Origin of the sequence: Serratia sp. JSRIV004 (assembly GCF_019968705.1) — a bacterium.
Classification (GTDB): domain Bacteria; phylum Pseudomonadota; class Gammaproteobacteria; order Enterobacterales; family Enterobacteriaceae; genus Chania; species Chania fonticola_B.
Window position 1 is genome coordinate 2,665,644 of sequence record NZ_CP074140.1, and the last position, 26,768, is coordinate 2,692,411.

21 protein-coding genes are annotated in these 26,768 nt (G+C 54.2%); 8 read left to right on the forward strand and 13 right to left on the reverse strand.

Annotation, left to right across the window (positions count from 1 at the left end; translation table 11 throughout):
* Positions 1–16: 16 nt before the first annotated feature.
* Positions 17–1,036 carry an ADP-ribosylglycohydrolase family protein gene (locus tag KGP21_RS12755; protein ID WP_059200573.1) on the forward strand — a complete coding sequence of 340 codons (1,020 nt, stop codon included), beginning with the start codon at positions 17–19 and terminating at the stop codon, positions 1,034–1,036.
* Positions 1,033–2,007, forward strand: coding sequence for a PfkB family carbohydrate kinase (locus tag KGP21_RS12760; protein ID WP_021804685.1), 975 nt, complete (start codon positions 1,033–1,035; stop codon positions 2,005–2,007). Before KGP21_RS12755 ends, KGP21_RS12760 begins: the two co-directional genes overlap by 4 nt.
* Here the strand turns inward: KGP21_RS12760 and KGP21_RS12765 are convergent.
* The 4 genes from KGP21_RS12765 to KGP21_RS12780 all read right to left on the reverse strand — a co-directional run bounded on the left by KGP21_RS12765 (position 1,994) and on the right by KGP21_RS12780 (position 6,672).
* Positions 1,994–2,758 carry a GntR family transcriptional regulator gene (locus KGP21_RS12765; protein ID WP_021804684.1) on the reverse strand — a complete coding sequence of 255 codons (765 nt, stop codon included), beginning with the start codon at positions 2,756–2,758 and terminating at the stop codon, positions 1,994–1,996. The two genes, KGP21_RS12760 and KGP21_RS12765, sit on opposite strands and share 14 nt — an antisense overlap.
* A gap of 129 nt (positions 2,759–2,887) precedes the next feature.
* The gene (locus KGP21_RS12770; RefSeq protein WP_021804683.1) at positions 2,888–4,156 is read right to left on the reverse strand and encodes a cytochrome c; all 1,269 of its coding nucleotides are present in this window, start codon (positions 4,154–4,156) and stop codon (positions 2,888–2,890) included.
* A 17-nt stretch (positions 4,157–4,173) separates the two neighbouring features.
* Complete coding sequence (locus KGP21_RS12775) at positions 4,174–5,952, reverse strand: GMC family oxidoreductase (RefSeq protein ID WP_223538383.1); 1,779 nt, start codon at positions 5,950–5,952, stop codon at positions 4,174–4,176.
* A complete protein-coding gene (locus KGP21_RS12780; protein ID WP_080670565.1) occupies positions 5,953–6,672 on the reverse strand; it encodes a gluconate 2-dehydrogenase subunit 3 family protein in 720 nt (239 codons plus the stop codon).
* 360 nt (positions 6,673–7,032) lie between these two features.
* On the opposite strand from KGP21_RS12780, the gene KGP21_RS12785 reads away from it, so the two are divergent.
* Positions 7,033–7,734, forward strand: coding sequence for a GNAT family N-acetyltransferase (locus KGP21_RS12785; RefSeq protein ID WP_021804680.1), 702 nt, complete (start codon positions 7,033–7,035; stop codon positions 7,732–7,734).
* A 41-nt stretch (positions 7,735–7,775) separates the two neighbouring features.
* On the opposite strand, the gene KGP21_RS12790 is transcribed toward KGP21_RS12785, so the two are convergent.
* From KGP21_RS12790 to ebgR, 4 genes are all read right to left on the reverse strand, one after another.
* Positions 7,776–9,191: an amino acid permease gene (locus KGP21_RS12790; protein ID WP_021804679.1), complete on the reverse strand. Its 1,416-nt coding sequence runs from the start codon at positions 9,189–9,191 to the stop codon at positions 7,776–7,778.
* A 90-nt stretch (positions 9,192–9,281) separates the two neighbouring features.
* Positions 9,282–9,734, reverse strand: a complete 453-nt coding sequence (locus KGP21_RS12795) for a beta-galactosidase subunit beta (protein WP_223538384.1) — start codon at positions 9,732–9,734, stop codon at positions 9,282–9,284.
* A gap of 3 nt (positions 9,735–9,737) precedes the next feature.
* A complete protein-coding gene (ebgA, locus tag KGP21_RS12800) occupies positions 9,738–12,809 on the reverse strand; it encodes a beta-galactosidase subunit alpha (RefSeq protein WP_223538386.1) in 3,072 nt (1,023 codons plus the stop codon).
* Positions 12,810–13,154: 345 nt separating this feature from the next.
* Positions 13,155–14,138, reverse strand: coding sequence for a transcriptional regulator EbgR (gene ebgR, locus KGP21_RS12805; RefSeq protein ID WP_223538388.1), 984 nt, complete (start codon positions 14,136–14,138; stop codon positions 13,155–13,157).
* Positions 14,139–14,392: 254 nt separating this feature from the next.
* On the opposite strand from ebgR, the gene KGP21_RS12810 reads away from it, so the two are divergent.
* The 4 genes from KGP21_RS12810 (at position 14,393) to KGP21_RS12825 (ending at position 20,820) form a co-directional block, all read left to right on the forward strand.
* Positions 14,393–15,484: a LacI family DNA-binding transcriptional regulator gene (locus KGP21_RS12810; protein ID WP_223538389.1), complete on the forward strand. Its 1,092-nt coding sequence runs from the start codon at positions 14,393–14,395 to the stop codon at positions 15,482–15,484.
* A gap of 134 nt (positions 15,485–15,618) precedes the next feature.
* Positions 15,619–18,711 (forward strand): beta-galactosidase, encoded by a 3,093-nt coding sequence (locus KGP21_RS12815; protein WP_223538390.1) that lies wholly within the window; start codon positions 15,619–15,621, stop codon positions 18,709–18,711.
* Between the two features lie 214 nt (positions 18,712–18,925).
* Entirely contained in the window at positions 18,926–20,188 is a 1,263-nt protein-coding gene (locus KGP21_RS12820) for an MFS transporter (protein WP_021804673.1), read from the forward strand.
* A gap of 23 nt (positions 20,189–20,211) precedes the next feature.
* The gene (locus KGP21_RS12825; RefSeq protein ID WP_037374931.1) at positions 20,212–20,820 is read left to right on the forward strand and encodes a maltose acetyltransferase domain-containing protein; all 609 of its coding nucleotides are present in this window, start codon (positions 20,212–20,214) and stop codon (positions 20,818–20,820) included.
* Between the two features lie 105 nt (positions 20,821–20,925).
* On the opposite strand, the gene purB is transcribed toward KGP21_RS12825, so the two are convergent.
* The 5 genes from purB to rluE form a co-directional block, all read right to left on the reverse strand.
* Positions 20,926–22,296 (reverse strand): adenylosuccinate lyase, encoded by a 1,371-nt coding sequence (purB, locus tag KGP21_RS12830; protein ID WP_021804671.1) that lies wholly within the window; start codon positions 22,294–22,296, stop codon positions 20,926–20,928.
* A gap of 21 nt (positions 22,297–22,317) precedes the next feature.
* The gene (hflD, locus tag KGP21_RS12835) at positions 22,318–22,944 is read right to left on the reverse strand and encodes a high frequency lysogenization protein HflD (RefSeq protein ID WP_223538391.1); all 627 of its coding nucleotides are present in this window, start codon (positions 22,942–22,944) and stop codon (positions 22,318–22,320) included.
* 2 nt (positions 22,945–22,946) lie between these two features.
* On the reverse strand, positions 22,947–24,050 hold the full coding sequence (mnmA, locus tag KGP21_RS12840) for a tRNA 2-thiouridine(34) synthase MnmA (RefSeq protein ID WP_021178255.1): 1,104 nt from the start codon (positions 24,048–24,050) through the stop codon (positions 22,947–22,949).
* Positions 24,051–24,145: 95 nt separating this feature from the next.
* Complete coding sequence (locus KGP21_RS12845; protein ID WP_223538392.1) at positions 24,146–24,592, reverse strand: NUDIX hydrolase; 447 nt, start codon at positions 24,590–24,592, stop codon at positions 24,146–24,148.
* 9 nt (positions 24,593–24,601) lie between these two features.
* Positions 24,602–25,228, reverse strand: coding sequence for a 23S rRNA pseudouridine(2457) synthase RluE (rluE, locus tag KGP21_RS12850; RefSeq protein ID WP_037374930.1), 627 nt, complete (start codon positions 25,226–25,228; stop codon positions 24,602–24,604).
* 140 nt (positions 25,229–25,368) lie between these two features.
* On the opposite strand from rluE, the gene icd reads away from it, so the two are divergent.
* Positions 25,369–26,622 carry an NADP-dependent isocitrate dehydrogenase gene (gene icd, locus KGP21_RS12855; RefSeq protein WP_021804667.1) on the forward strand — a complete coding sequence of 418 codons (1,254 nt, stop codon included), beginning with the start codon at positions 25,369–25,371 and terminating at the stop codon, positions 26,620–26,622.
* Positions 26,623–26,768: the final 146 nt, after the last annotated feature.

Below are 26,768 nucleotides of genomic sequence, written 5' to 3' on the forward strand. Positions count from 1 at the left end.
AATTCAGGAGAAAAAGATGAAGCAGTTAACCCAGGAACAACGCGTGGTGGGCGCACTTTATGGCCAAATGTTGGGCGACGCGCTCGGCATGCCTTCCGAGCTGTGGCCGCGTGAGCGGGTTAAGCGCCACTTTGGCTGGATCGACCGCTTCCTCGACGGCCCGGCAGAGAACAGCGCCGCCTGCTATTTCACGGCAGCGCAGTATACCGATGATACCTCGATGGCTCTGGCGCTCGCCGACGCGTTGATCGAGGCCGATGGTGAAGTGGTTCCGGAGTTGATTGCCCGCAACGTGATCCGCTGGGTCGATAGTTTTGACGCCTTCAACAAAAACATCCTTGGTCCGAGTTCCAAACTGGCACTGGGGGAGCAGAAGAAGGGCACGCCGATTAGCGATTTGGAAAACAACGGTGTGACCAACGGCGCGGCGATGCGGGTTTCCCCGTTGGGTTGTGTGCTGCCTTCTGCGCCGTTGGAGCAGTTTTGCCAGCAGGTTTGGCTGGCCTCCAGCCCGACGCATAAATCCGATATCGCGGTTGCCGGTGCGGTGGTGATTGCCTGGGCAGTTGCCAAGGCGGTCGAAGGGGCCAGTTGGGCAGAGATCCGTCTGGCATTGCCGGGAGTGGCAGATTACGCTCAGCGCCGCCAGAGCACCACCTTCAGCGCTTCTTTAGCGGCGCGTATCGAACTGGCCTTCCAGGTAGTCGAACAGGCTGGCGGTACCGAGCAGGCCTCAGAACGGGTTTACCAACTGGTTGGCGCAGGGGTCAGCACCATAGAATCCGTGCCGGCCGCGTTGGCGATGGTCGAACTGGCGCAAACCGATCCTACCCGCTGTGCGATCCTGTGCGCCAACCTGGGCGGTGATACCGACACCATTGGCGCGATGGCAACGGCGATCTGCGGTGCCCTGAACGGTATCGACGCGTTTGACGCGACTATGTTGGCAGAATTAAAGCGGGTGAATCCGCTGGATATCAACCACTACGCGCAGGCCTTTCTCCGTTTCCGCCAGCGCTGGCAGGAGGCTGAATGAGTAACGAAAGACGCGAGTTATTGCAGACGCTGACCCAGGGCGGCTGGCATCAGCAGTGCCCGGTGACGGTGATTGGCGCAGCGGTGATGGATATGGTGGTGAGCGCCGATGCTTTGCCAGTGCGCGGTGGCGACGTGTCGGCCCAGATGCAGGGGCTGCATTTAGGGGGCTGCGCGCTGAATATCGCCGTGGCTCTGCGCCAGTTGGGCATTACCAGCCGCAATCTGCTGCCGGTGGGAGAAGGCGTGTGGGCAGAGCGTTTGCGTAACGAGATGGCGCAGCGCGGCGTGAGTTCCGATCTGCAAGTGGGTGGTGAGGATAACGGCTGGTGTTTGGCGCTGGTCGAGCCGGACGGAGAGCGTACCTTTATCTCTATCGATGGCATTGAGAACCAGTGGCAGCCTGAGTGGTTGGCAGACGCGACGCCACAAAGCGGGCTGGTTTACCTTTCCGGTTATCAACTGGGTGCCCGGCAGGGCCACGTGCTGGTGGATTGGCTGTTACGCCTGCCCGAACAGGTGCGGGTGGTGCTGGATATTGGCCCGCGCATTGACGTGATGGCGCAGAGCCTGTTGCAACGCCTGATCCGCCCTGGGGTGATCCTGACGCTAAACCAGCGTGAAGCTCAGCACCTTGGCATGCAGGAAGATATTGCCGGTTTTTGCCAGCGGTTATGGTCAACCACCGGGCAACTGGTGGTTGTGCGCTGCGGCGGGGAAGGCGGATATTACTTTGCCGGGCCGGACGATCAAGGCTGGATCGCCGCTCGTCAGGTCAAAGTGGTAGACAGCATTGGTGCTGGCGATAGCCACAGCGCCGGTTTGCTAGCCGGGCTGGCACTGGGCCTGACCGCCCGCCAAAGCATGACGCTAGCCAATAGCATCGCCGGTTACGTGGTATCACAGGCCGGTGGGGATTGTGCGCCAACCCTGGCCCAGCTCCTGGCCAGCGAGGAACTCAATCCTCGCTGATAAACTCGTACATGTCGCTGCGGCAGAAGCTTTCGCTGTATTCGATCGGTTTTTTCCGGTTGTCGAACAGCGTTTGCTTGATGATCAGCAGCGGCATAGGTTCTTTCAACTGCAGTGCTTGCAGGGTTTCACCGTCGCTCATGGCGGCGCTGACCTGGCTACGCAGCGATCCCAACTCCACGTTGTTCAAACGGAAGTAGTCATACAGAGAAACGCCAATATCATCAACGTTGGCTATCGCCTCCGCCACCACATAAGACACCGCCACCGACATGGGGCGCTGATCGATAAAGTGAATACGTTTGAGTTTGTACACCGGCGTATGCTCGGCTAGCGACAGTTTCTCGGCCAGTGCGCTATCCGCCGGGATTTGCTCACGGCTGATCCACATGGTGTCCGGTTTACGGCCTTGCAGCATCACTTCGCGTGAAAAGCCTTTCACATCCGCCAGCGAATAGGCCAGTTTAGGTTGAGCCACGGTATTTTGAATGAAGGTGCCATAGCCCCGCGAGCGGCCGATAATGCCGTCCTGCTCCAGGCAGGCAAGGGCTTTGCGTACCGTAATGCGCGAGATCCCCAGCCGTTCGGTGAAATGGCGCTCACTGGGCAGAAAATCCCCCTGGCTCAATACGCCAAGCTCAATGGCCTGCCGTACCGATTCGTTAAAGCGCAGGTAGAGCGGCATAGCGCCAGCGCTGGTCAGATCGTGTTGCAGTTTGTCCAGCAGGCGCTGGTTGGGATCCGTGCTCATAGTCGACCGAAATCCTGTAGCCTCAATGCGATAGCTTATTTAAGGTGATTTCGCCGGGCGGTGCAACCGTGCACGGTGAGATCGGTGGAAATGGTTGGGCCTGGCAGACCAGGCCCGTTGTGGTATTTACTACTGAGAAGGTTTGGTGGCGCTGCTCTCCCGTATTTCTTTGACCTGATCGGCGGTGACTGGAGCGGCGTTATTCCCCCAACTTGTGCGTACAAAAGTGGCTATCTGGGCCACCTGCTGGTCGCTCAGACGCCAGCCAAAGTCCGGCATGGTTAGCCCGGTAGGGGCGTCTAAAGTCATCGGCGTACGTGAACCATGCAGAATGATGCTGATCACCGAAGCCGGGTCTTCCGCCAGCAACGCCGGATTATGGGCCAACTGTGGGAAGGTATTGCGATAGCCCTGGCCATCGCTGCGGTGGCAGGCGGCGCAGTTATCCAGATAAGCCTGCCCGCCTGGGTTGCCTTGGTCGGTGCTGTAGAGTGCCAGCGGCTGGTTGGCCGTTGGCGTTTTCTGCTCATCCCCCGCAGGTAGCGATTTCAGATAGGCGGCGATCGCCTGCAAATCCTCGTCGCTCAGGTGCTGAGTGCTGTCTTGTACCACGTCTACCATGGAGCCAAAGGCGGCAAATCTGTCGCTGTGGCCGGTTTTCAGGAAACGAGTCAGATCTGCCGCGTTCCAACTACCCAACCCGCTGATTGCATCGCCACGCAGGCTGGCGGCGTGCCAACCCTCCAGCGTCCCGCCGCTCAGATAGTCGTCATCCGTCTGGTTCAGCGCCTTCTCCTGGAAGCCAATGCCGCGTGGCGTATGGCAACTGCCGCAGTGGCCCAATCCTTGTACCAGATAGGCCCCACGGTTCCATTGTGCGCTTTGGTTAGCGTCTGGCTGATAGGCGCCATCCTCGCGGAATATGCCGTCCCACATCGCCAACGGCCAGCGCATATTCAGCGGCCATGGGATATCGCTAGCCTTGTTCTGCTGCACCACCGGCGTTACCCGTTGGGTGAAGTAGAGATACAGATCGCGTATATCCTCATCATTGATTTTGGCGAAAGAGGGATAGGGCATGGCCGGGTAGAGCCGAGTGCCATCGCGCCTAATGCCTTTACGCAGGGCGTCGGCAAACTCCTGTAGATCGTAGGCACCGATCCCGGTGGTTTTGTCTGGGGTGATATTGGTGGAATAGATCGCGCCAACCGGGGTGGTCATCTTCAGCCCACCGGCGAATGCCATGCCACCTGGCGCGGTATGGCAGGCGGCACAGTCACCGGCGCGGGCCAGATATTCGCCATGAGCGATTTGCCCGACCTGGTGGGTATCCTCGGCGGCCAGAGCGCTGGCGCTTAATACCAGCAAGGCCAGCAGCGAGGGGGTTAATCCTTTCATCGTCTTCTCCTTGCGTATCAGGCCTGAACCAACGGGCCGGGGTTGTTCAGATACTGATTACGGATCGCTTCTGCTGAATAATAGGCCAGCGCACCGACGATCCCGGTGGGGTTATAAGCCAGGTTCTGCGGGAAGGCGCAGGCGCCGGTGACAAACACGTTGGGCACGTCCCAGCATTGCAGATACTTGTTCACCACGCTGGTTTTTGGGTTGTCGCCGGTGATTGCCCCGCCGGTAGTGTGGGTGGATTGATACGGGCGCACGTCATAGTGCGAACCGCTGCCCATCACCGAAATCGCCATCTGCTTCGGCTCCATGGCTTTGGCGATGTTCGCCATCTTGCTGGTAATGTGCTGGGTCATCTTGATCTCGTTAGCCTTCCAGTCGAAGGTCATGCGCAGCAGCGGTAGCCCATAGGCATCCCGATAGGTGGGATCGAGATCGAGATAGCAGTCGCGATAGGGCATCACTGAGCCTTCAGAGCCAATGCTCATCGAGTGCTGATAATTATCTTTGATACCTTGTTTCCAGCCACTGCCCCAGGTGGGGGTCCCCGGCGGTAACGACATCTGTTGGATCGGGCGGCCACCGGTGCGGGTGGCGGAAATATAGGCGCCGCCGATAAAGCCTAGCGCGCCGTGATCGAAGTTTTCCGAGTTGAGATCGTCGATCACCATGCCCGCGGCTCCGGCTCCGATAAACGGGTTGAAGTGGGTGTCCTTATCGTAAAACAGCGAAATGCCGCTGTTCATCTGATAGGCGTAGTTCTTGCCGACAACTCCTTCGCCGGTGACGGGGTCATAAGGTTTACCGATGCCGGAGAGCAACAACAGACGCACGTTGTGCAGTTGGAAGGCGCTGAGGATCACCAGATCCGCCGGTTGTTCAATCTGTTGGCCCTGGGCATCGACATAGGTGACGCCGGTGGCCTTTTTGCCACTGCTGTCCAAATTGACCTTGATGACCTGCGACTGAGTGCGCAATTCAAAGTTTTTCCGCTTCATCAGCACCGGCAGAATGGTGGTCTGTGGTGAGGCCTTGGAATACATAAAGCAGCCGAAGCGCTCACAGTAACCGCAGTAGTTACAGGGGCCGAGTTGCACGCCGTAGGGATTGGTATAAGGCTCCGAGCAGTTGGCTGCTGGAATGCTGAACGGGTGATAGCCGAGCGACTCGGCCGCCTTACCAAACAGCGAACCGGAATAGAGCTGCTTGAGGGGTGCAGTGGGATATTCGCTGGTGCGTGGCCCTTCGAACGGGTTGCCGCCTTTGATGATGTTGCCTTGCAGGTTACCGGCCTTGCCTGCGGTGCCACAGACCTTCTCGAACTTATCGAAGTAAGGCTCCAGCTCGGTGTAACTGAGAGGGTAATCCTGCAACAACATGCCTTCGGGCACCCATTTGTCGCCATACTTTTCCGTCACCGTCGTACGCATTTTCAGATCGGCGGGCAGGGCGCGCCAGTGCATGCCGTTCCAGTGGACGCCTGCACCGCCAACGCCGTTGCCGGGCAAAAAGGATCCAAGCTGACGATAAGGCACGGCGAAATCCGCTGGCGTGTGGCGCACGGTGACGGTCTCGTGCGCCATCTCCTGCTCCAGTTTCAGACGGATGCCATAGGTCAATTCGTCGGCAATCCGTGGATAGGCAAAATCAGGGTAAGTATCGCGCTGCTCACCGCGCTCCAGTGCCAATACGCTCAGGCCGGTTTCGGTCAGTTCCATGCCCATAATGGCACCGGTCCAGCCAAATCCGACAATCACCACGTCTACCGGTGGCTTTTTTATCGTGCTCATTTATGCATTCCTTTTGCTGGAGATACTTACCGGGCCAAGGGGATAGGCCTGATTAGGATGATCGACCCAGTCGGTGTAATCCGCCCGCGCACCAGGGAAACCGATCAGTTTCCATGAGGCCATCGACTGGTTACCGCCGTGCTGCGGATCGGCCAGATAACCCTCTTTGGTGTTTTGCAGCAGTTGGCTGAAAAAGGCTTGACCGGGCAGGGCTTCGGAATCCAGCTCACCTTTCTCCAGCGCCGTCAGGATTTGTTCTTGCTGGCTATGTTCCAAGTCTGCAAAGGCTTTCTGGTACTGCTGCTGGCAGTGCGCATTGAGGCCTCGAATGCCAATACGGTAGGTATCACGCGGCGTCAGTTTGGACTGATAACCCAGTTCGGGGGCCGAAGGGACAAACGGCGGGTGCATATACCACAGGCCACCGTGGCCATAAGGCGTTTCCATCTGCTTATCGATAAAAATCGGCACGCCTTCTTCGACGGCACCGGGGCCATTGCTATCGCTGGGGATCAGTCGATCACAAGCCGCCAGCAGGAAGCGCCATTCCTCGTTATTGAAATAAGCGGGAACATAGTGAGAGGAGACACCCGCCGCCGAGGCTGGTGAGGGCGTCATCATCAAAACGCTGGTGCTTCCAGCGGCAGCCAGCGGTATTAGTGCTAGCGTTTTCTTTAGAAAGTTCCGCCGAGGCGGTTCTGGAGAGTGCTGTCGAGACATAATTCCACCTTGAATATGTTTCACAGAAATGCCCGCGTGGCCGCAGTCTTGGGCCGTAAAAACGGGCAGAGAGAGTTGCTATTCCATGACCAACAATGATTAGCAAGCTACTGGTATGGTGATTCAAGTTTAAGTCTTGGCAGCTAAAACAAACAATAAAGCATCTGTTTCAAAACATTTTCTTCACATTGTTTTTGATTTAGATCATTTCATTAACAGTTTACCTTGACTCATGCCCTTAACAGGCGGTTGGTGATTGGTCTAGTCGCTGGGGGTTAATTGGTCTGTATGCTGCGATCTGGCATCGGTATATGCTGTTGCGGAGAACCTACTTTTGAAGCAACCAGACGGAATACTTTTATGGCGATAAATCAATATGGTCAGCCGGTGGGCGAACCCTTGGCGCAATGGCATGCCTTGCCACGGCCGCAGGAGGTGACGCTGACGGGCAAATTTTGCCACCTTGCGATGTTGGACGCCGAGCGGGACTTTGCCGCGCTATTTGCGGCTTACCAGCTTGCGCCAGATGGACGTGACTGGACTTACCTGATGAGGGAGCGGCCTGAAAGCCCGCAGGAACTGCGTGCGCATCTGGAAAACCTGCAGGCCAACCCGACGCTGGTGAATCTGGTGGTGTTCGATTCAGCCACCGATCTGCCCGTTGGCACGGTGGCCTTTATGCGGATTGAAGAGGCCAGCGGCGTGTTGGAAATTGGCCACGTCTGTTGGTCACCGCTGATGAAGCAGCGCTCCTGCGCCACCGAGGCGATTTACCTGATGTTGCGACACACCTTTGACGAGTTGGGCTATCGCCGTTGTGAATGGAAATGCGATAGCCTGAATGCGCCTTCCAGGCAGGCGGCACTTCGCTTTGGTTTCCACTACGAAGGGCGTTTTATGCAGGCATTGGTCATCAAGGGCCGCAACCGGGATACCGACTGGTTCGCCATGATCGACCAAAACTGGCCCCAGATGCGTAGTGCGTTCGAAGGTTGGCTGGCTGACGAAAATTTTGGCTCCGATGGCCAGCAGATACAGCGTTTGCAGGCGTTTATGCCTTGATATGTAGGGGGCGAACATGTGCATGTTCGCCCCTATGTAGCTTACTGTTCGCTCAGCGCCGCTTTATTTCTTACCTGTTTAGCCTCGAAGCGTGAAATCCACCACCAGGCCAGTGCCGAGAATACCGCGGTCATACAGACGTTGATAAAGAAGGCTTTCATCAGATCGACCCCCGGCGGGAATGCCGACGCCGTCATGCTGACCACAAAGATGGTGATCAGCACCGAAACCACGCTCATGCCAAACTTGCGCGATCCCATGCGGAACTCGCGCGGCGTATCGTCATGCTTCCAGCGGAACACGAAGTAGGCCACCATGATAAAGATCGGCGGCAGCATCGCCGTACCCGCCGTCAGGTTGATCGCGGTGTTCATCATCTGCTGTACCGATTCGGAACCAAAGCCGTTAACCACCAACATCACGAACACGAAGGCAAATTGCCACCATGCAGCACGAACCGGAACGCCATGCTTGTTCAGTTCGGTGGTTTTCTGGCCGTAAACGCCTTTCGGGATCTCAGAGAAGTGGATCTTCACCGGCGCAGAGGTCCACATCATCATCGAACCAAAAATGGCGATGAACAGTACGATGCCCACCAGGCGGCCTACCAGCGTTTCTGAAATGCCGAAGTACTTGGCCATCCCGGTGAATATTTCCACCATGCCGCCCGCGTAGGTCAGGTTTTCACGCGCGACAAACACGTTAACCAGCAGGGAACCGACGGCATACATCCCGCCGATAACCGCACCGGCAATGATAATCACCTTGATAAACGACTTTTGGCCCCCTTTGACGTCATTGAGGTAGGCCGCTGCCGTTTCCGCACCGCCAGCCGCCTGGAAGATCCAGCACATGATACCCAACGTTGCCCAGTTCACCGTCGGCGTCATCGCCTCCAGCGTGATCGGTTGCGCCGGGACGTGATCGCCGCTCAGCGCCATCAGCGCGCCCAGCACGTAAATCGCAAACAGGGCAAACACCCCATAGGCGACGACTTCGGCAATCTTGCCCAACCAACTGGCACCCTTGGTGGAAATATGGGTGGTGGCGGCAAACAGTACGATCGAGATGATCGATACCATCACAGGTGAAAAGGCGTATTCGCGGCCCATAATGGCGTACGACGCATAGGCAATCACGTTAGGCAGCAATGATACAAACCAGAACAGGTTGACGAACCAATACAGGAACGACCCCATATAGGCTGCTCGGGTGCCCAGAGGCTGTTTTAGCCAATCGTACATTCCCGACTCCGAGTTCTTATTGGCGGACACAAACTCCGCGATAATAAACACAAAGGGAATGAAGTAGACCAGGGTTGCAAACAAAAATACCGGGGCTGAACTCAAGCCCAGTTCAATGTTGTTGTTGACGATATTGCGTACGTTGAACACCGCCGCAAAGGTCATCGACAACAGGGCAAACTTGCCAATCGTGCCACGTAAAGAATCGGACATAGCGTCCTCCGATGAACGACATCAATGATGAACTCAATCTGAATTGAGCGGGAGTGATTTCCCGCCCGGTTCGTTTCATAGCCAGCAGGATCACTTGTTCAACATGTAGCCATCCTCAATGGTGACCCGCAGCACCACTTTTCTTACCCGGTTATCGCCGTGGAAGCGGTAGGCTTCCTGGTTGTCAAAAATCGCCAGTTGCCCGGCACGTAATTCACAGGTTTGCCCGGTGCCTTGCAGATATTCGCGGTCGGTTTCATCGCGGTAGGCCTCAACGGGGGAAAGGGTGGATTTTTTCGCGAACTCTACCGTTTCGCCGCCCTCGAGGTAGTAATGGATGGTGAAATAACGACGATTGCCTTCAAAGGTCAAGCGATTGCGGGTGACGCCGTCTTCAATCATATAAACCAGCGTATCGCCGATGGAGTGCATCACGCCGTCTTTGATATTGGCAATGTTGTCAATGGCTTCCACACAACGGTTCCATTTACGGCCGTCACGGTAAACCACTTTGAATTGCTCCAGGTTGTCTAATACGTGCATGGATCAGGCCTCGTTGGTGGTTGGAGTGAAGAAGTCGTTGGCAAAGTCATGGTTGGCCAGCGCCTGGGCGCTGACGTCACCGGCTTGCAGTGGCATCAGGGTCAGGCCATAGCGGAAGGGCGCCATGTAAACTCGGTAGGAATCGAGGACTTCGCTGCCCCAGGAGTTGGAACCCAGGCCCATCACCTGGTGGTCAAGGTTGAGGGTGATATAACCGCTCGGTTGCAGCTCATTGGTGTGCTGCGACTGATGAAGGTTCTGGCTGGTGTACTGCCAGACGCTGAAGTTGATCGGTTGCTGCGGTTTGACCAGCAGGCCGGTACCGTGGCGATTGGTGAGTGCGGCCCAGCGCACATGCTGGCGGTTACCGTTGTTTTGTGGGAACGGATAGTGTTCAAACATCTCGGCCACCGTAGTCTGGTAGATATCGATCAGGTTGGCCTGCTGGCTGTCCTGATAGTTTTCTTCCGGGCCGCGACCATAGTAGTTCACCCGGTCAAAGCCGCCGTTAATGCCGACATCCAGCCCGATGGCCGGGATCACGTACGAGTAATCGCCATAACGCTCGCCGCTGAGTTCCATGTTGAGCTGGCCTTCGGCATTGATTTGGTAGCGGTAGCAGCAGCGCATGCCGAAGTCGAAGACCGGCGGGGCGATGATGCTGGTGACGGTGATTTCAACGCGGCCATCGGCCTGAACGACGTCCAATGTACGGAAGTGCTCTTGCATGATTTGCAGATGAGCGGGTTCCCACAGGCCCTGATACTCCTGTTTATGGTTATCGATCATCGGTTTGAAGAAGCTTAATGCCGGAGCAGAGGCGATGATTTCTTCCCCATTGCTCATCCAGGAGGTCAGCTTGCCGTTCACCTTGGAGAAGGTCAGCGTAAAGTCCTGGCCGCTGATGCTGTACGCCAGGCGGCTTTCTGCTACCCGTAGTGGCAGGGCATTGAGGTTGGTATAGGCTTCTGCCTGCGCAGTATTCTCTTTGAGCTGGAACTGGTACACCGCGATGTCGTGATTGGCCGGGCTGTATAGGGTGCTGGAATTCTTACGCACGGTGAAGTTTACAAAGGCTTCGCGCTCATCCAGCTCAGGCAGCTCAAGGCGGAACTCCCGTGAAGAGTTGGCCGCCAGATCTTTCAGCCGCAGAGACCGCGTTGCCAGCGTTTCCCCTTCTGCGCGGATCTCGGCGGTGAGGGTGTAATCATCCAGATTGGTAAACCACAGCTTGTTTTCAACCAGGAAGGTGCCAAGGCGAGCCTCAAGCGCGCGGATTTTCACTGGCGCAATAACCTGCTTGTACTCCTTCAGGCCCGGCCCAGGCGTTTGATCCGGGAAGATCAGCCCGTCCATGCAGAAGTTGTAGTTGTTCGGATAGTCGCCGAAGTCGCCACCGTATTTGTAAAACGCCTGGCCTTGCTCATCGTGCGCCAGGATGCCGTGATCGCACCACTCCCAAACGTAGTGACCCTGAATATGATCGTGCTGGTAAAACACGTTCTGATATTCCGTCAGGCCGCCGGGGCCATTGCCCATGGCGTGCGCGTATTCACAGATGATGCGTGGTTTGGCGTGAGGGTGTTCACCAAACTCATTCATCAATGGCGCGCGGGTATACATGGTGGAGATGATATCCACCACCTCGGCGTCGCGGTCTTCCTCGTAGTGCACCAGGCGGGTATCGTCAATGGCCTTGGTGGCGTGGTACATCGCGTGGATGTTGCAACCGTAGCCGGACTCATTGCCCAACGACCACATCACGATCGACGGATGGTTCTTTTGCGCGTGAACGTGACGCACGATGCGATCGACGAATACCGTTTCCCAGGCCGGATCGTTGGTGATGCGGCTCAGATCGCCCACGTTGGCAAAGCCGTGGGTTTCGACGTCGGTTTCGGCCATGACGAACAGCCCGTAAATGTCGCACAGTTCATAAAAGCGCGGGTCGTTAGGGTAATGGGCGGTACGTACCGAGTTGATATTGTGCTGTTTCATCAGGATCAGATCTTTTTCGACGCGATCCATGCCTACCGCACGGCCTTTCAGATGGTCGTTATCATGGCGGTTGACGCCGTGCAGCATCACATACTGGTTGTTGATGTAGAACAGTCCATCACGCACCTTGATATCGCGGAACCCGACGCGTTGAGGTATCACCTCCAGCACGGTGCCGTTTTGGTCTTTAAGCGTGATAAACAGCTGATAGAGATAAGGGTTTTCCGCAGACCACTGGATTGGATTTGCCAGATTGATAGCAAAATGGGTCTGGGTTTGTGCGCCGAGACTCTGCTGTACCAGCAGGTTATCGTTATCAAACAGGGCATATTCAATCACGTAGTCCGCTAGCGGTGTCCCCGATAGGTTTTCGATCTCCAGTACGCAAGACAGGGTCGCGCTTTGGTAGTCGGCGGCAAAATCGGTGCGAACGGTCAGATCCTGCACGTGAACTGGCTCTTTGCCCACCAGATAGACATCGCGGAAGATGCCGGCTGTCCACCACATATCCTGATCTTCAATGTAGGTCGAATCCGCCCACTGCATGACTCGCACGGCCAGCAGGTTTTCCCCTGAGCGCACGTAACCGGAGATATCAAATTCGGCGGTCAGGCGGCTGCCCTTGCTGAAGCCCACATACTGGCCGTTGACGTACACTTCAAAATAGGTCTCAACACCGTCAAATTTGATGATGGTCTGCTTTCCGTTCCACTGTTCGCTCAGCGTAAAACTACGTTGGTAAGCACCGGTTGGGTTGTCTGTGGGGACGAAAGGCACATCGATCGGGAAGGGGAAGCCTTCGTCGGTATATTGCAGAATGCCATGGCCTTCCATTTGCCACATGCTGGGCACCGTGATCTGGCCCCAGTCAGTCATCCTTTGTGAATAAAAATCTTCGGGCACCAGCAACGGATTGGTGAAGTAGTTAAAGCTCCATTGGCCGCTGAGCGCTATAAAGTGGCTGCTGAGGGCGCGCTGAAAGGTTTGGGCACGCTTGAGTGAGTCATATGAGAAGAAGTAGGCGCGGGGCGCCATTCGGTTCTCATGCAGGTGTTGAAAGTTTTCCCAATTATTCACGTCATCTCTCCTGGTCTGAATGCTGTAGGCCGCAGTCTTGGCATGGAATGCGTCAATGCTTGGAATGATTTTAGTAAAACATTTACTAAAATATAGCCGATAATTTGTTTTGCTTTAACTCGATCACGCTTTATGTCCATTGCGCTAGTGGATCTGTGATCGGGTTAAAGAAATGGCTGATTGGTGTAGTAGGCGGAGAGAATTGGCATAAATTGGTGTATTTTGAGGTAAAAAATCCCGTAATTATTAGTGTTTTTTACTAATAACAGGGCGTTTGGATGCGGGATTGGTGCTTTATCGGGCGCAGCATGCGGCGCCCCAACATGGCGAGACTTGAGCGATCAGTTACTTGGTGGTTTCACGCAGCTTTAACTTGCTTGGCACGTAGACCTGCAGCGGCAGGGCGCGGCCATCACGGGACTTCTCCAATAGCAGGTTGACCCCTTGGATCCCCATCATTTCCGAGTGGATACGCACGGTAGAAAGCGGTGGGAAGGTAAAACGCGCGGTCGGGATATCGTTCACGCTGATCAGGGCGATGTCCTGTGGGATTTTCAACCCCAACTCATGAATGCTGCGCAGCACCCCAATGGCAATGGAGTCTGAGGCGACAAACAGCGCGGTAGGATAATCCGCGGTAGCCAGCATTTTTTTCGCCAACTCATAACCAGAGGCGCTAGAGAAGTCACCACGATAGATATCTTGCTCACGGACCACGCCTTTCAGCCGCCCATATTCTACAAAGGCCGCTTCGCGGATATCCGCTTTATTCGGCTCATCGGCTCCGCCGATAAAACCGATGCGTTTGGCCCCGTGCTCAATAAAGAAGTCGATAATCTCTTTGCTGATCCTTGCCAGATCGATATCCACCGAGTCGTATTCGGAACCGGGCTCATTAAAATCAATAAAGCAGATGTTGTCGGTTAACGCCGCTGCCTTACGCAGGGTCTCAGGCGTGGGTTTGCTGACGATCAGTACGCCGGTGATCTTCTTCAGGTCCGGTAGCTGGTTATTTTTATAGCAGTTAGTGAGTTCAATCCCCAGCCTCTCGCACTGGGTTTCGATGCCGTGACGGATGGAAAGGTAATAAGGATCGTTGATTTCCATCTCTTGCTTATAGCTGTATAGCGCCAGCACGTGGTGCTGTACCACCGCGTTAGTCAGATGCTTTTTGGCACTGCTGGTCTTGTATTCCAGCTTTTCGGCAATTTCCAGAATGCGATGCTTGGTCTCTTCTTTGACGTTGAGCGTGGGATCGTCATTCAAAACCCGGGAGACCGTCGCTAATGAAACTCCTGCTTCGGCCGCGATATCTTTCAGCGTTGCCATATCTATCCTTATCTCACAGCCTGAACGGCAAACTTCGTTATCTGGCATTGTAAGTGATGTCGGCGAACTTTCACCAGTTTTTAGTAAAAAATAAGGGTTGTGTGATTTACGGGTTCAGTCTTTAAGGGCCGAAGGCCTGAAATCAATACCTTCAGGCCGTACTGTCAATAATACCTGGTTGGATAGCTTTTTAAACTGCTATGATTGATACTCATTAGCTTGATTTCTTTGCATTAATCGACGCGAGAAACCGTATGAAGCCTAAATCTGTCACGCTGAATGACGTCGCCGAGTATTCTGGAGTGTCGTACCAAACCGTGTCGCGGGTATTAAATCGTGCTGAACACGTTTCGGATAAAACCCGCGCGAAGGTTGAGCAGGCCATGGCTGCGCTGAATTACGTACCAAACCGTGTCGCGCAGCAACTTGCAGGCAAACAGAGTTTTACGCTGGGGCTGGCGACTACAGAACTAGCTCTGCACGCACCTTCTCAAATCGCGTCGGCAATTAAAACGCAGGCAAACCAGATGGGATTTAACGTGGTGATTTCCATGGTGGAAGATCTTAGCGTTCATGCCTGTCGCACTGCGATAAATGAGCTGTTGTCGCAAAGGGTAGATGGATTGCTGATTAATGTTTCGCTCTGCGCTGAAGATGCTCACGCAATTGAACAAGTTTGTAGCGAGGTGCCTGCGCTGTTTTTGGACGTCGACCCTGATTCTGATGTCTCCAGCATTCTGTTTGATCCCTATGAGGGGGCTCGTCAAGGGGTAGAACATGTCGTTGCTCTTGGGCATCGTGATATAGCACTGATTACCGGGCCGCTGGTCTCGATTTCGGCGCGTTTGCGCTATCAGGGGTGGCTGACGACCTTAGCAGAGCATCAGCTGAAGCCTTGTTCGGTACTCCATGGCGATTGGAGTGCGGCTTCCGGTTATCAGCTTGCCGGGCAGATCCTGAGCTTGCCAAAACACCCTACGGCGATATTGGTTGCTAACGATCAAATGGCGTTAGGGGTGCTGCGCGCGCTGCAGGAGTATGGGTTGCACATTCCAGCGCAAATGTCGGTAGTGGGGTACGATGATACTGAAGACAGTGCTTATTATTACCCACCGCTGACCACCATTAAGCAGGACTTTCGGATGTTGGGGCAGGAAAGCGTTAAACGCCTGGTTCAGTGTCTGGAAGATCGACATATGTCTCATGCCGGTTCTTTGCGTCTGACGACTAGTCTGGTGCAAAGGCATACCACGGCGGCTATAAATCAGGATAAGGTATCGCTGCAATCGTTGTCTCAGGAGTTGCTGCGTATCGCACGTCAAATCTCCGCGCTTGAGGGCAAATAGCCGCTAACGTCAGGGATCGGTTGCGATCCCTGAGCTTAATTTGTGACCGACCTCGCTTTCCCAAGTATATTTGCTTTACACCCCTACGCGCATTGTTCATTTTATTGTGAGCGTATAACATTTGAAGGGGAAGCATGAACTCATCTCAAACAGGGAAATCACTCAGCGCTGTTTTATCTCGTCGAGACTGGGAAAATCCTGCCTGTACGCAATACCGTCGCCTACCCGCGCATCCGCCATTTCAAAGTTGGCGCAATGAGCAAGATGCAAGAGAAGATAGGGCTTCAGCTCAGTCTGCTTCGTTAAATGGCACCTGGAAGTTTAGCTATTTTAGTCAGCCAGAAAGGGTGCCGGAGACCTGGCTACAGAGCGACCTGGACAACGCTGATGAAATACAGGTGCCGTCAAACTGGCAATTGGCTGGCTACGATGCACCGATTTACACCAACGTTACCTATCCGATCCCGGTTAATCCGCCTTTCGTCCCGGCAGAAAACCCCACAGGATGTTATTCGCTCACATTCAATGTCGATGAGGGGTGGTTAGCACAGGGACAAACCCGAATTATTTTCGACGGTGTCAATTCTGCGTTTTATCTGTGGTGCAATGGTCAGTGGGTTGGCTATTCACAAGACAGTCGTTTACCTGCCGAATTCGATCTCAGCGACGTTTTGGTTGCAGGGGAAAACCGGCTGGCGGTGATGGTATTACGCTGGTGCGACGGCAGTTATCTGGAAGATCAGGATATGTGGCGCATGAGCGGGATTTTCCGCGATGTTAGCCTATTGCATAAACCCGCCACTCACCTGAGCGATATCTCTATCACCACGCCATTAAGTGACAGTTTCCGCCGAGGGGAACTGGTAGTAGAGGTGCGCGCTCATCAGCCACAACAACACCAGGTGCAGGTGCAACTGTGGCGTGAAGATGCCCTGATCGGCGAAAAAACTCAGGCCTTCGGCAGCGAGATAATCGATGAGCGCGGCGCTTATGATGAGCGGACGACTCTGCGCCTGCCGGTGGAACAACCCGCCTTGTGGAGTGCAGAGGCCCCGGCACTGTATCGCGCAGTGGTCAAATTGCTCTCCCCATCAGGTGAATTGGTGGAGGCTGAAGCCTATGATGTGGGTTTCCGCCAGGTTGAAATCAGCAACGGCTTACTGAAGCTTAACGGACAACCGCTATTGATACGTGGCACCAACCGCCATGAGCACCATCCTGAGCAGGGGCAGGTCATGGATGAAGCCACTATGCGTCAGGATATCCTGCTGATGAAGCAGCATAATTTTAATGCCGTGCGCTGTTCCCATTATCCGAACCACCCGCTGTGGTACAAGCTGTGCGATCGCTACGGCCTGTACGTCGTGGATGAGGCGAACATTGAAACGCATGGCATGCAGCCGATGAACCGGCTGTCGAACGATCCGCTCTGGCTGCCTGCCATGAGCGAGCGTGTTACGCGCATGGTACAACGCGATCGCAACCATGCCTGCATCATCATCTGGTCTCTGGGCAACGAGTCCGGCCACGGCAGCAACCATGATGCGCTGTATCGCTGGGTGAAAAGCCAGGATCCTACTCGTCCGGTGCAGTATGAAGGCGGCGGTGCCAATTCGGCGGCAACGGATATTGTGTGCCCCATGTATGCCCGTGTCGACCAGGATCAGCCTTTCCCGGTAGTACCCAAATGGTCGATCAAGAAGTGGATCGGCATGCCCGATGAAAACCGCCCACTGATCCTGTGTGAGTATGCCCATGCGATGGGTAACAGCTTTGGTGGCTTTGATCGCTACTGGCAGGCTTTTCGTAAACATCCGCGACTCCAGGGGGGCTTTGTTTGGGACTGGGTCGATCAGGCACTGAATCGCACAGATGACAGCGGCCAAACCTATTGGGCCTACGGCGGCGACTTCGGTGATACGCCTAACGACCGCCAATTTTGTCTGAACGGGCTGGTATTCCCCGATCGCAGCCCGCACCCGGCACTGTTTGAAGCGCAGCGTGCCCAGCAGTTTTTCCAGTTCCAACTGCTCGAACAGCAGCCGTTAACGATTGAAGTGAACAGTGAGTATTTATTCCGTACCAGCGATAACGAGCGGCTTTATTGGAATGTAGCCTTGGACGGGAAAGCTATCGCACAGGGAGAGGCTGAACTGTCATTAGCGGCGCAGGGGACACAGAAAATCGTATTGGGTGATATTCCCGAACTGAAAGAGAGCGGTGAACTGTGGTTGAACGTGGAGGTTCGCCAAATCAAGGCAACGGCATGGTCTGAAGAGCATCATCGTTGTGCCTGGGACCAGTGGCGTTTACCTCGACCATTAACCTTACCAATCGATCACAATGACGTTCAGGCGCAGTCACCTCGGTTAAACGAGCATAATGACGCTTTCAGCATTGAGTGGGGTACACAGCGCTGGCAGTTCAATCGGCAAACCGGTTTGCTTGAGCAGTGGTGGCAGGATGAAAACGCCGCTCTGTTGACGCCGTTACGCGACAACTTTACCCGTGCACCGCTTGATAATGACATTGGTGTGAGCGATGCCGCTCACATCGATCCTAATGCATGGGTAGAACGTTGGAAGAGAGCGGGTATGTACGCGCTAGAAACGCGCTTACTGCAATGTGAAGCCGATTCGATTTCACAAGGCGTGCAGATCCGCACGGCCCATGCTTATGCCTACCAAAACAGCATCATGTTCATCAGCCGCAAGACCTATTTGATCGACTGCCAGGGTAAACTGCAGATTGATGTCAATGTTGATGTAGCCTACGGAATTCCAGCACCGGCGCGGATTGGCTTGAGCTGCCAGTTGGCGGAGGTTGCCGAACAAGCAACGTGGCTGGGGTTAGGCCCACACGAAAACTACCCTGACCGCCAGCTTTCCGCTCAGCTTGGGCGGTGGACGTTACCGCTTTCTGAGCTACAGACGCCATACATTTTCCCTACGGAGAATGGATTGCGTTGCAATACTCGCCAACTGAAATTTGGTCGTTGGCGGTGGCAGGGGGATTTCCACTTTGGCCTCAGCCAATATAGTCAGCAACAATTAGCGGATACCTCGCATAACCATTTGTTGCGCCCGGAGCAGGGGGTTTGGGTCAATATAGATGGTTTCCACATGGGGGTCGGCGGCGATGATTCATGGAGCCCGAGTGTGAGCCCGGATTTTATCCTGGATGCTGAGCACTATAACTATAAGCTGGTTTGGCAGTACGGTGAATAATACTTATTTATCATGGGATGGATTCTTGGTCGCACTTGTTTACTCCAGTCACAGGATTATCTATGTGACTGGAGTAGTGGGTTTAGCACCTCACTACAACCCAACTTTTTATAATACAGAAAAACATCCATCATCCTACCTGATGAATATATAAATAATATCGCGTACCTGAGTATGGACTCAAACGCGCTTGGGTTTTGCACAAGGAGTTCGCATGTACTATTTAAAAAATACCAACTTCTGGATGTTTGGGCTGTTTTTCTTCTTCTATTTCTTCATCATGGGGGCCTACTTCCCATTCTTCCCTATCTGGTTGCATGACATCAATCAGGTCAGTAAAAGCGATACCGGCATTATCTTTGCCAGCATATCCTTCTTCTCATTACTGTTTCAGCCGATATTTGGCCTGCTGTCAGATAAACTGGGGTTAAGAAAACACTTGCTGTGGATAATCACGGGGATGCTGATATTATTCGCACCGTTCTTTATCTATGTTTTCGGCCCGCTATTACGCACTAATATTGTCTTGGGTTCCATTGCTGGCGGGATTTACCTTGGTTTTATTTATAACGGGGGTGCGCCAGCCATTGAGGCGTATATTGAGAAGGTAAGCCGCCGCAGCTCGTTTGAATTTGGCCGAGCACGCTTATTTGGCTGTGTGGGCTGGGCTTTGTGTGCCTCGGTGGTCGGCATTATGTTCACCATCAACAACGAGTTTGTATTCTGGCTCGGTTCTGGCTGTGCCGTGATACTGGCGATCCTGTTACTTATCGCTAAACCTGAGGCAGGCAGTACCGCCCAGGTTGCTGACAAATTGGGGGCTAACAGTAAGCCGTTTAATTTGCGCTTGGCGTTCGAATTACTGAAAGACTCTAAACTGTGGTTTTTAGCCCTGTATGTGGTGGGCGTTTCCTGTACCTATGATGTGTTTGATCAGCAATTCGCCAACTTCTTCACCTCGTTCTTCTCATCAAGCGAACAAGGTACGCGTGTTTTTGGTTATGTCACCACCATGGGAGAGTTACTGAATGCGTCAATCATGTTCTTTGCCCCGCTCATTGTTAACCGCATCGGTGGGAAGAATGCGCTGTTGCTCGCGGGGCTCATCATGTCGATACGTATTATCGGCTCTTCATTTGCGTCTACACCGGTAGAAGTGGTTATTCTGAAAACCTTGCATATGTTTGAAATTCCGTTCCTGATCGTTGGCTGTTTTAAATATATCACTTCGGTATTTGAGGTGCGCTTCTCTGCCACTATTTATCTGGTTTGTTTCTGTTTCTTTAAACAATTAGCGATTATGTTCATGTCGGTCTTTGCCGGGAATATGTATGAAAAAGTCGGCTTCCACGGAACCTACCTTATTCTGGGGCTTATTGCGCTATCGTTTACTCTGATATCAGTCTTCACTTTGTCGGGACGTGGGCCGCTGTCAGCGTTTAAACCTGAACCAGAAGCCGTAAGGAATATGGCATAGTCAACGACAAGGATAATACGATGATGACGCAACGGGAAAAGTTAGCCAGTGGGTGTTTATACACTGATATGGATGAAGGTATGGCAGAAGAGCGCCTGCGCGGAAAAGAATTGGTTTATGACTTTAATCATACGCGGCCTTCAGAGCAAAAAAAACGTGAAGCGCTGATCCGTCAACTGATGGGGAGCGTCGGCAAGAACGTTTGGATTGAGCCGCCACTGCATGTTGCTTATGGTAGCCAGATCGCTATTGGTGAAAACTTTTACGCCAACTTTAATCTGGTAGTGGTGGATGACGGTAAGGTGCTGATTGGCGACAACGTGATGATTGCGCCGAATGTCACGATATCTACCACGGGGCACCCAGTGGATCCTGCGGTGCGTATTACCGGCCAGCAGTTTTCTTTGCCCGTCACCATTGAAGATAATGTCTGGATTGGTAGTGGGGTCATCATTAACCCTGGTATTACCATCGGTCGTAACAGCGTTATTGGTGCAGGGAGCGTGGTGACCAAGGATGTGCCTGCAGACGTGGTCGCTGCGGGCGTTCCCTGCCGTGTACTAAGACCCATCGGTGAGCACGATCGAGTTTTCTACCATAAAGGGCGGCGTTTCACAGATAGCTCACTATAAACGGCAGGGCTTGTTATTTCATAGGGGGGCAGATTCAGCTCGGTTAAAGTTAACCCGCCCTTGGGCGGGTAACTAAAGAGCCTCTAAAGCTGCAAGGGAAGGCGCTTACTTCAGCTCGTCAACCATGGTGGTGGCGCGGCCAATGTAGTTAGCTGGCGTCATGGCTTTCAGGCGGGTTTTCTCGTCTTCCGGTAGTTCCAGGCTATCGATAAAGGTTTGCATACCGGCTGCATCTACGCGCTTGCCACGGGTCAGCTCTTTCAGCTTCTCGTACGGCTTTTCGATACCGTAACGGCGCATCACGGTCTGGATCGGCTCGGCCAGCACTTCCCAGTTGTGATCCAGTTCGTCCAGCAGGTGTGCGCGGTTCACTTCCAGCTTGCTGATGCCTTTCATTGTGGCCTGATAGGCAATCAGCGCATAGCCCAGGCCCACGCCCAGGTTACGCAGCACGGTGGAGTCAGTCAGGTCACGCTGCCAGCGGGAAACCGGCAGTTTGCTAGCCAGATGGCCCAGTACCGCGTTAGCCAGGCCCAGGTTGCCTTCGGAGTTCTCGAAGTCGATCGGGTTAACCTTGTGCGGCATGGTGGAAGAACCGATCTCACCGGCAATGGTTTTTTGCTTGAAGTGGTTCAGGGCGATGTAACCCCAGATATCACGGTCGAAGTCGATCAGGATGGTGTTGAAACGTGCCACGCAGTCGAACAGCTCGGCGATATAGTCATGCGGCTCGATCTGCGTGGTGTACGGGTTCCAGGTCACTCCCAGCGAGGTGACAAACTCTTCGCTGAAACGGTGCCAGTCCACTTCCGGATAGGCGACGATGTGGGCATTGTAGTTACCTACTGCGCCGTTGATTTTACCGAGGATCTCAACGCGCTCTAACTGGCGATATTGACGCTCCATCCGGTAGGCCACGTTGGCAAACTCTTTACCCACGGTAGACGGGGTAGCGGGTTGGCCATGGGTACGTGACAGCAGCGGAATATCACGATATTCCAGCGCCAGCCCTTTGATGGATTCGATGATTTTGCGCCAGTGTGGCAACACCACATCCTGACGCGCAGTGTGTAGCATCAACGCATGGGACAGGTTGTTGATGTCTTCAGAAGTACAGGCGAAGTGGATAAACTCAGACACGGCGTGCAGAGCAGGTACTGATTCCACTTTTTCTTTCAGGAAGTATTCCACCGCTTTAACGTCGTGGTTGGTGGTGCGCTCGATGGTCTTGATGCGCTGGGCGTCTTCTTCACTGAATTCTGCGACGATCTTATCAAGGTAAGCGTTTGCGTCGGCGTCAAAAGCGGGAACTTCTTTGATCTCTGCGCAAGCGGCCAGTTTTTGCAGCCAACGTACTTCAACCTGCACGCGGAATTTCAGCAAGCCATACTCGCTGAAAATGGTGCGCAGTGCGCTGACTTTATCACCGTAGCGTCCATCAATGGGGGAAACGGCGGTCAGTGAGGATAATTCCATCGGTAGCAACTCCTGGGAAGTTTAACAATAAGCAACGATATTTTGCGCCTGCTTGAGCAGACGATTACGGGAAAACATTAACTGCAGGCGGCTACCGCCAACCTGCTGCCACAGCACGGCGGCACGGATACCGGCGAGCAGGGTGGCACGAACTTTGGCCTGTACCTGCGGATTTTGCAGGATGGCGGGTGAACCTGTTACCTGGATGCGCGGCCCCAATGGTGCCACAACATCGACATAGATACCGGCCAGGGCGCTGATGATGGTATCTGAACCCAGTTCATAATGCGCCAACTGACGCTCCAACTGGCTCAACCGCTCGCCGAGCGTATTCATCGCCGTTTTGTTGGTGTTCAGCTTGCGCTCCAGCACCATCAGGCTGATGGTGTAGCGGGTCAGCTCGGCGGCCGGGCCTTTGTTATTGGCGTTGAGTACGCCAATCAAGGTTTCCAGCCCCATCTTCAGGTTACGCTCTTCGCCGCCGAACACCGCCAGGGTAGAAGGGGGATCCATCTGCAACAGGCTGTTGAGTGAGGTATGGAAGGCTTCGCTATCCATTTGCCCTTCGTGCGCCAACTGCTGTACCAGACGGGCCGCTTGGCTAATCCCGGCCATGGCCAGCGTGATGTCGTAATAATTCTTCGCCACGGTTACTCCTGTATACGCTGTTCAATAATGCCGCCGCCCAGGCAGATATCGCCCTGATAGAACACGGCGGACTGGCCTGGGGTGACGGCTGCGACCGGCTCGTCGAAGCGAACTTCGATGCGCTCGGCGTCTAGCGGCGTCACGGTGCAGGGAATATCCTGCTGGCGATAACGGGTTTTAACCGTACAGCGCAGAGGTTGTGTCAACGGCAGGCGATCCACCCAATGCAACTGCTGGGCGATCAGGCCGATAGACATCAGGCGCGGATGTTCGTGGCCTTGAGCGACCACCAGAATATTGTTGGCGACGTCTTTATCCACTACGTACCACGGATCTTCGCTGCTGTCTTTCATACCGCCTATGCCCAAGCCTTTGCGTTGGCCGAGGGTGTGGTACATCAAGCCCTGGTGCTCGCCGATGGTTTGGCCGTCGACGCTAACAATCGGGCCAGGTTGTGCTGGCAGATAGCGGCCCAGGAAGTCGCGGAATTTACGTTCGCCGATAAAGCAGATGCCGGTAGAGTCTTTTTTCTTGGCGGTAACCAGTTCCAGTTGCTCCGCAATGCGGCGGACCTCTGGCTTTTCCAACTCACCGACCGGGAACAGGCTTTGCGCGACCTGCTCGTGGCTCAGGGTATACAGGAAATAGCTCTGGTCTTTGTTACCGTCGACGCCGCGCAACAGGCGGCTTTTGCCGTCCACGTCCTGGCGGCGGACATAGTGACCGGTAGCGATAAAATCCGCCCCCAGATCTTCAGCCGCAAACTCCAGGAACGCTTTGAATTTGATTTCTTTATTGCACAGGATATCCGGGTTAGGGGTACGGCCCGCCTTGTACTCTTCAAGGAACAGCTCGAACACGTTGTCCCAGTACTCCGCCGCGAAGTTCACCGTATGCAGCTCGATGCCCAGCTTGTCGCAGACGGCTTGTGCATCGGCCAAATCGGTGGCGGCCGAGCAGTATTCCTCGTCATCGTCTTCTTCCCAGTTCTTCATGAACAACCCAGCGACCTGATAGCCCTGTTGTTGTAACAGATAGGCGGTAACGGAAGAGTCGACGCCGCCGGACATTCCGACGATCACTTTTTTCTGGCTGTTGTCTGACATGGGGATCTCACGAACTTGAACACGTACTGTGCGATAAAAAACAAGCGCAGGATTTTACCACGTTGGCCGCCTGCGCGCACGGCCCTTATTTGCCGTTAAAGCGGCCAGTTAAAGCTGGCAACCAGCGACAACGGGTAGCGTTCCGGCTGCTGATAACAACGGATCGTCTCGGCCACCAGCGGTGAACGCAGGTTTTCAGCCTCCAGGATCTGCTCGGCGGTCAGCCACAGGCAGCAGTCTATATCATCGTCTTGCGGCTCGGTGGGCAGCGGCTGCTCCAGCTCAATCACAAAGCAGAAGCGCAGAAACGGCGTGCGGTCTGGCGCGATCCACTGATGCATCCGCAGAAAAGACTGCGGCTTGGCACGGATGCCGGTTTCTTCCCACAGTTCGCGCTCGGCGGCCTGGACCAGCGTTTCATCCGCTTCGAGATGGCCGGCTGGTTGATTCCACAGGGCTTTACCGTTGATGGTTTCTTCGACCACCAAAAATTTACCGGCGGCATGAACCGCGCAGGCAACGGTGACGTGCGGCTTAAACATGGCGGTTCCTTATAGTGAATCGACGGTCTGCCATTCCCCAGGTTGCAAGCCCCCCAGAGAAAGATTGCCCATACTGTAACGAATCAGGCGCAGGGTAGGGAAGCCGATATGTGCCGTCATGCGACGCACCTGGCGGTTTCGGCCCTCGTAGAGCGTGATTTTCAGCCAACTGGTGGGGATGGTCTTGCGTTCGCGGATCGGTGGATTGCGCGGCCATAGCCATTCTGGCTCTTCAACCCGTTCCGCTCCGGCGGGCAGGGTTGGCCCATCGTTCAGCGTCACGCCAAGGCGCAATGCGGCCAGATCGCTCTCCTGGGGTTCGCCTTCCACCTGCACATAATAAATCTTACCGGTGCGTTTGCCGGGCTGGGTTAGCTGTGCCTGTAGCTTGCCGTCGTTGGTCAGCACCAGTAAGCCTTCGCTGTCGCGATCGAGCCTTCCTGCGGCATAAACATCGCTGAAAGGAATGAATTTTTTCAGAGTGACGCGGCCTGCTTCGTCGGTAAACTGTGGTAACACATCAAAGGGTTTGTTGAAGATGACCACTCGCCGCGGCGCCTGGGATTTCTGGCGTGCTGCGGGTTTACTGCGGCTGAATCGTTTAACTTGGTGATTTTTAACAGAGAATTTAGTCATGGTCTTTGAGATTTCGAATGATAAGCGCATTATAGCCTAATCCGTTTCGGATTGGCGCGAGCTGAATATTCAAGTAGTATTGACACGCATCTTACAAAGCATTAACAAAAATTGCGCTTGAAGACAGAAAGGAGAGGTTGATGGAAAGCAAAGTAGTTGTTCCGGCAGAAGGTAAAAAGATTACGGTTGATGCCCAGGGTAAACTGGTTGTTCCGCATAACCCTATCATCCCGTTCATCGAAGGTGACGGTATTGGCGTTGACGTGACTCCTGCCATGATCCACGTGGTGGATGCAGCGGTTAAAAAGGCCTACCACGGCGAACGTAAAATCTCCTGGATGGAAATCTATACCGGTGAAAAATCCACCCACGTTTACGGGAAAGACGTGTGGCTGCCGGAAGAAACACTGGAACTTATTCGTGACTACCGCGTAGCGATCAAAGGCCCACTGACTACGCCAGTGGGTGGCGGTATTCGTTCTCTGAACGTGGCACTACGCCAGCAGCTCGATCTGTACGTGTGTCTGCGCCCGGTGCGTTATTATCAGGGCACACCAAGCCCGGTTAAGCAGCCAGAGCTGACCGATATGGTGATCTTCCGTGAAAACGCCGAAGACATCTACGCCGGTATTGAATGGAAAGCGGGTTCTGCAGAAGCGGACAAAGTGATCAAGTTCCTGCGCGACGAAATGGGCGTGAAGAAGATCCGTTTCCCAGAGCAGTGCGGTATTGGCGTTAAGCCTTGTTCCGAAGAAGGCACCAAGCGCCTGGTTCGTGCGGCTATCGAATATGCTATCACCAACGATCGTGATTCAGTGACGCTGGTTCACAAAGGCAACATCATGAAGTTCACCGAAGGTGCCTTCAAGGATTGGGGCTACGAACTGGCACGTGAAGAGTTCGGTGGTGAATTGATCGACGGCGGCCCATGGCTGAAAATCAAGAACCCGAACACCGGTAAAGAGATCGTGGTTAAAGACGTGATCGCCGACGCCTTCCTGCAGCAAATCCTGCTGCGCCCGGCAGAATACGACGTGATCGCCTGTATGAACCTGAACGGTGACTACATCTCCGACGCCCTGGCCGCTCAGGTTGGTGGTATCGGTATCGCCCCTGGTGCCAACATCGGTTCCGATTGTGCGCTGTTTGAAGCCACCCACGGTACTGCGCCTAAGTATGCTGGCCAGGACAAAGTGAACCCAGGTTCCATCATCCTGTCCGCTGAGATGATGCTGCGTCATATGGGTTGGTTCGAAGCTGCTGACCTGATCGTTAAGGGCATGGAAGGCGCAATCGCGGCTAAAACCGTGACTTACGACTTCGAACGTCTGATGGAAGGCGCTAAGCTGCTGAAATGTTCAGAGTTTGGCGACGCTATCGTTAAACACATGTAAGTGTGTTTTAGCGCTGAATGATTACGGGAGCCTGATGGTTCCCGTTTTTTATTATTCAAAATGCAACGGTTATCAAAACGTTATCAAAACAAGTTATCAAAACTCTACCATTTAGGGGCTTTTGAGAATTAAGCTCTAAAGGTTGA

Excerpts from the sequence above, each read along its gene's own strand:
- KGP21_RS12790 (WP_021804679.1), bottom strand. The coding sequence starts at position 9,191 with ATGTCCGATTCTTTACGTGGCACGATTGGCAAGTTTGCCCTGTTGTCG.
- KGP21_RS12765 (WP_021804684.1), bottom strand. The coding sequence starts at position 2,758 with ATGAGCACGGATCCCAACCAGCGCCTGCTGGACAAACTGCAACACGAT.
- KGP21_RS12760 (WP_021804685.1), top strand. The coding sequence starts at position 1,033 with ATGAGTAACGAAAGACGCGAGTTATTGCAGACGCTGACCCAGGGCGGC.
- ebgR (WP_223538388.1), bottom strand. The coding sequence starts at position 14,138 with ATGGCAACGCTGAAAGATATCGCGGCCGAAGCAGGAGTTTCATTAGCG.
- mnmA (WP_021178255.1), bottom strand. The coding sequence starts at position 24,050 with ATGTCAGACAACAGCCAGAAAAAAGTGATCGTCGGAATGTCCGGCGGC.
- KGP21_RS12815 (WP_223538390.1), top strand. The coding sequence starts at position 15,619 with ATGAACTCATCTCAAACAGGGAAATCACTCAGCGCTGTTTTATCTCGT.
- KGP21_RS12775 (WP_223538383.1), bottom strand. The coding sequence starts at position 5,952 with ATGAGCACGATAAAAAAGCCACCGGTAGACGTGGTGATTGTCGGATTT.
- icd (WP_021804667.1), top strand. The coding sequence starts at position 25,369 with ATGGAAAGCAAAGTAGTTGTTCCGGCAGAAGGTAAAAAGATTACGGTT.
- KGP21_RS12770 (WP_021804683.1), bottom strand. The coding sequence starts at position 4,156 with ATGAAAGGATTAACCCCCTCGCTGCTGGCCTTGCTGGTATTAAGCGCC.
- KGP21_RS12795 (WP_223538384.1), bottom strand. The coding sequence starts at position 9,734 with ATGCACGTATTAGACAACCTGGAGCAATTCAAAGTGGTTTACCGTGAC.
- KGP21_RS12810 (WP_223538389.1), top strand. The coding sequence starts at position 14,393 with ATGAAGCCTAAATCTGTCACGCTGAATGACGTCGCCGAGTATTCTGGA.
- KGP21_RS12780 (WP_080670565.1), bottom strand. The coding sequence starts at position 6,672 with ATGTCTCGACAGCACTCTCCAGAACCGCCTCGGCGGAACTTTCTAAAG.
- KGP21_RS12755 (WP_059200573.1), top strand. The coding sequence starts at position 17 with ATGAAGCAGTTAACCCAGGAACAACGCGTGGTGGGCGCACTTTATGGC.
- KGP21_RS12785 (WP_021804680.1), top strand. The coding sequence starts at position 7,033 with ATGGCGATAAATCAATATGGTCAGCCGGTGGGCGAACCCTTGGCGCAA.
- KGP21_RS12820 (WP_021804673.1), top strand. The coding sequence starts at position 18,926 with ATGTACTATTTAAAAAATACCAACTTCTGGATGTTTGGGCTGTTTTTC.
- KGP21_RS12845 (WP_223538392.1), bottom strand. The coding sequence starts at position 24,592 with ATGTTTAAGCCGCACGTCACCGTTGCCTGCGCGGTTCATGCCGCCGGT.
- purB (WP_021804671.1), bottom strand. The coding sequence starts at position 22,296 with ATGGAATTATCCTCACTGACCGCCGTTTCCCCCATTGATGGACGCTAC.
- KGP21_RS12825 (WP_037374931.1), top strand. The coding sequence starts at position 20,212 with ATGACGCAACGGGAAAAGTTAGCCAGTGGGTGTTTATACACTGATATG.
- rluE (WP_037374930.1), bottom strand. The coding sequence starts at position 25,228 with ATGACTAAATTCTCTGTTAAAAATCACCAAGTTAAACGATTCAGCCGC.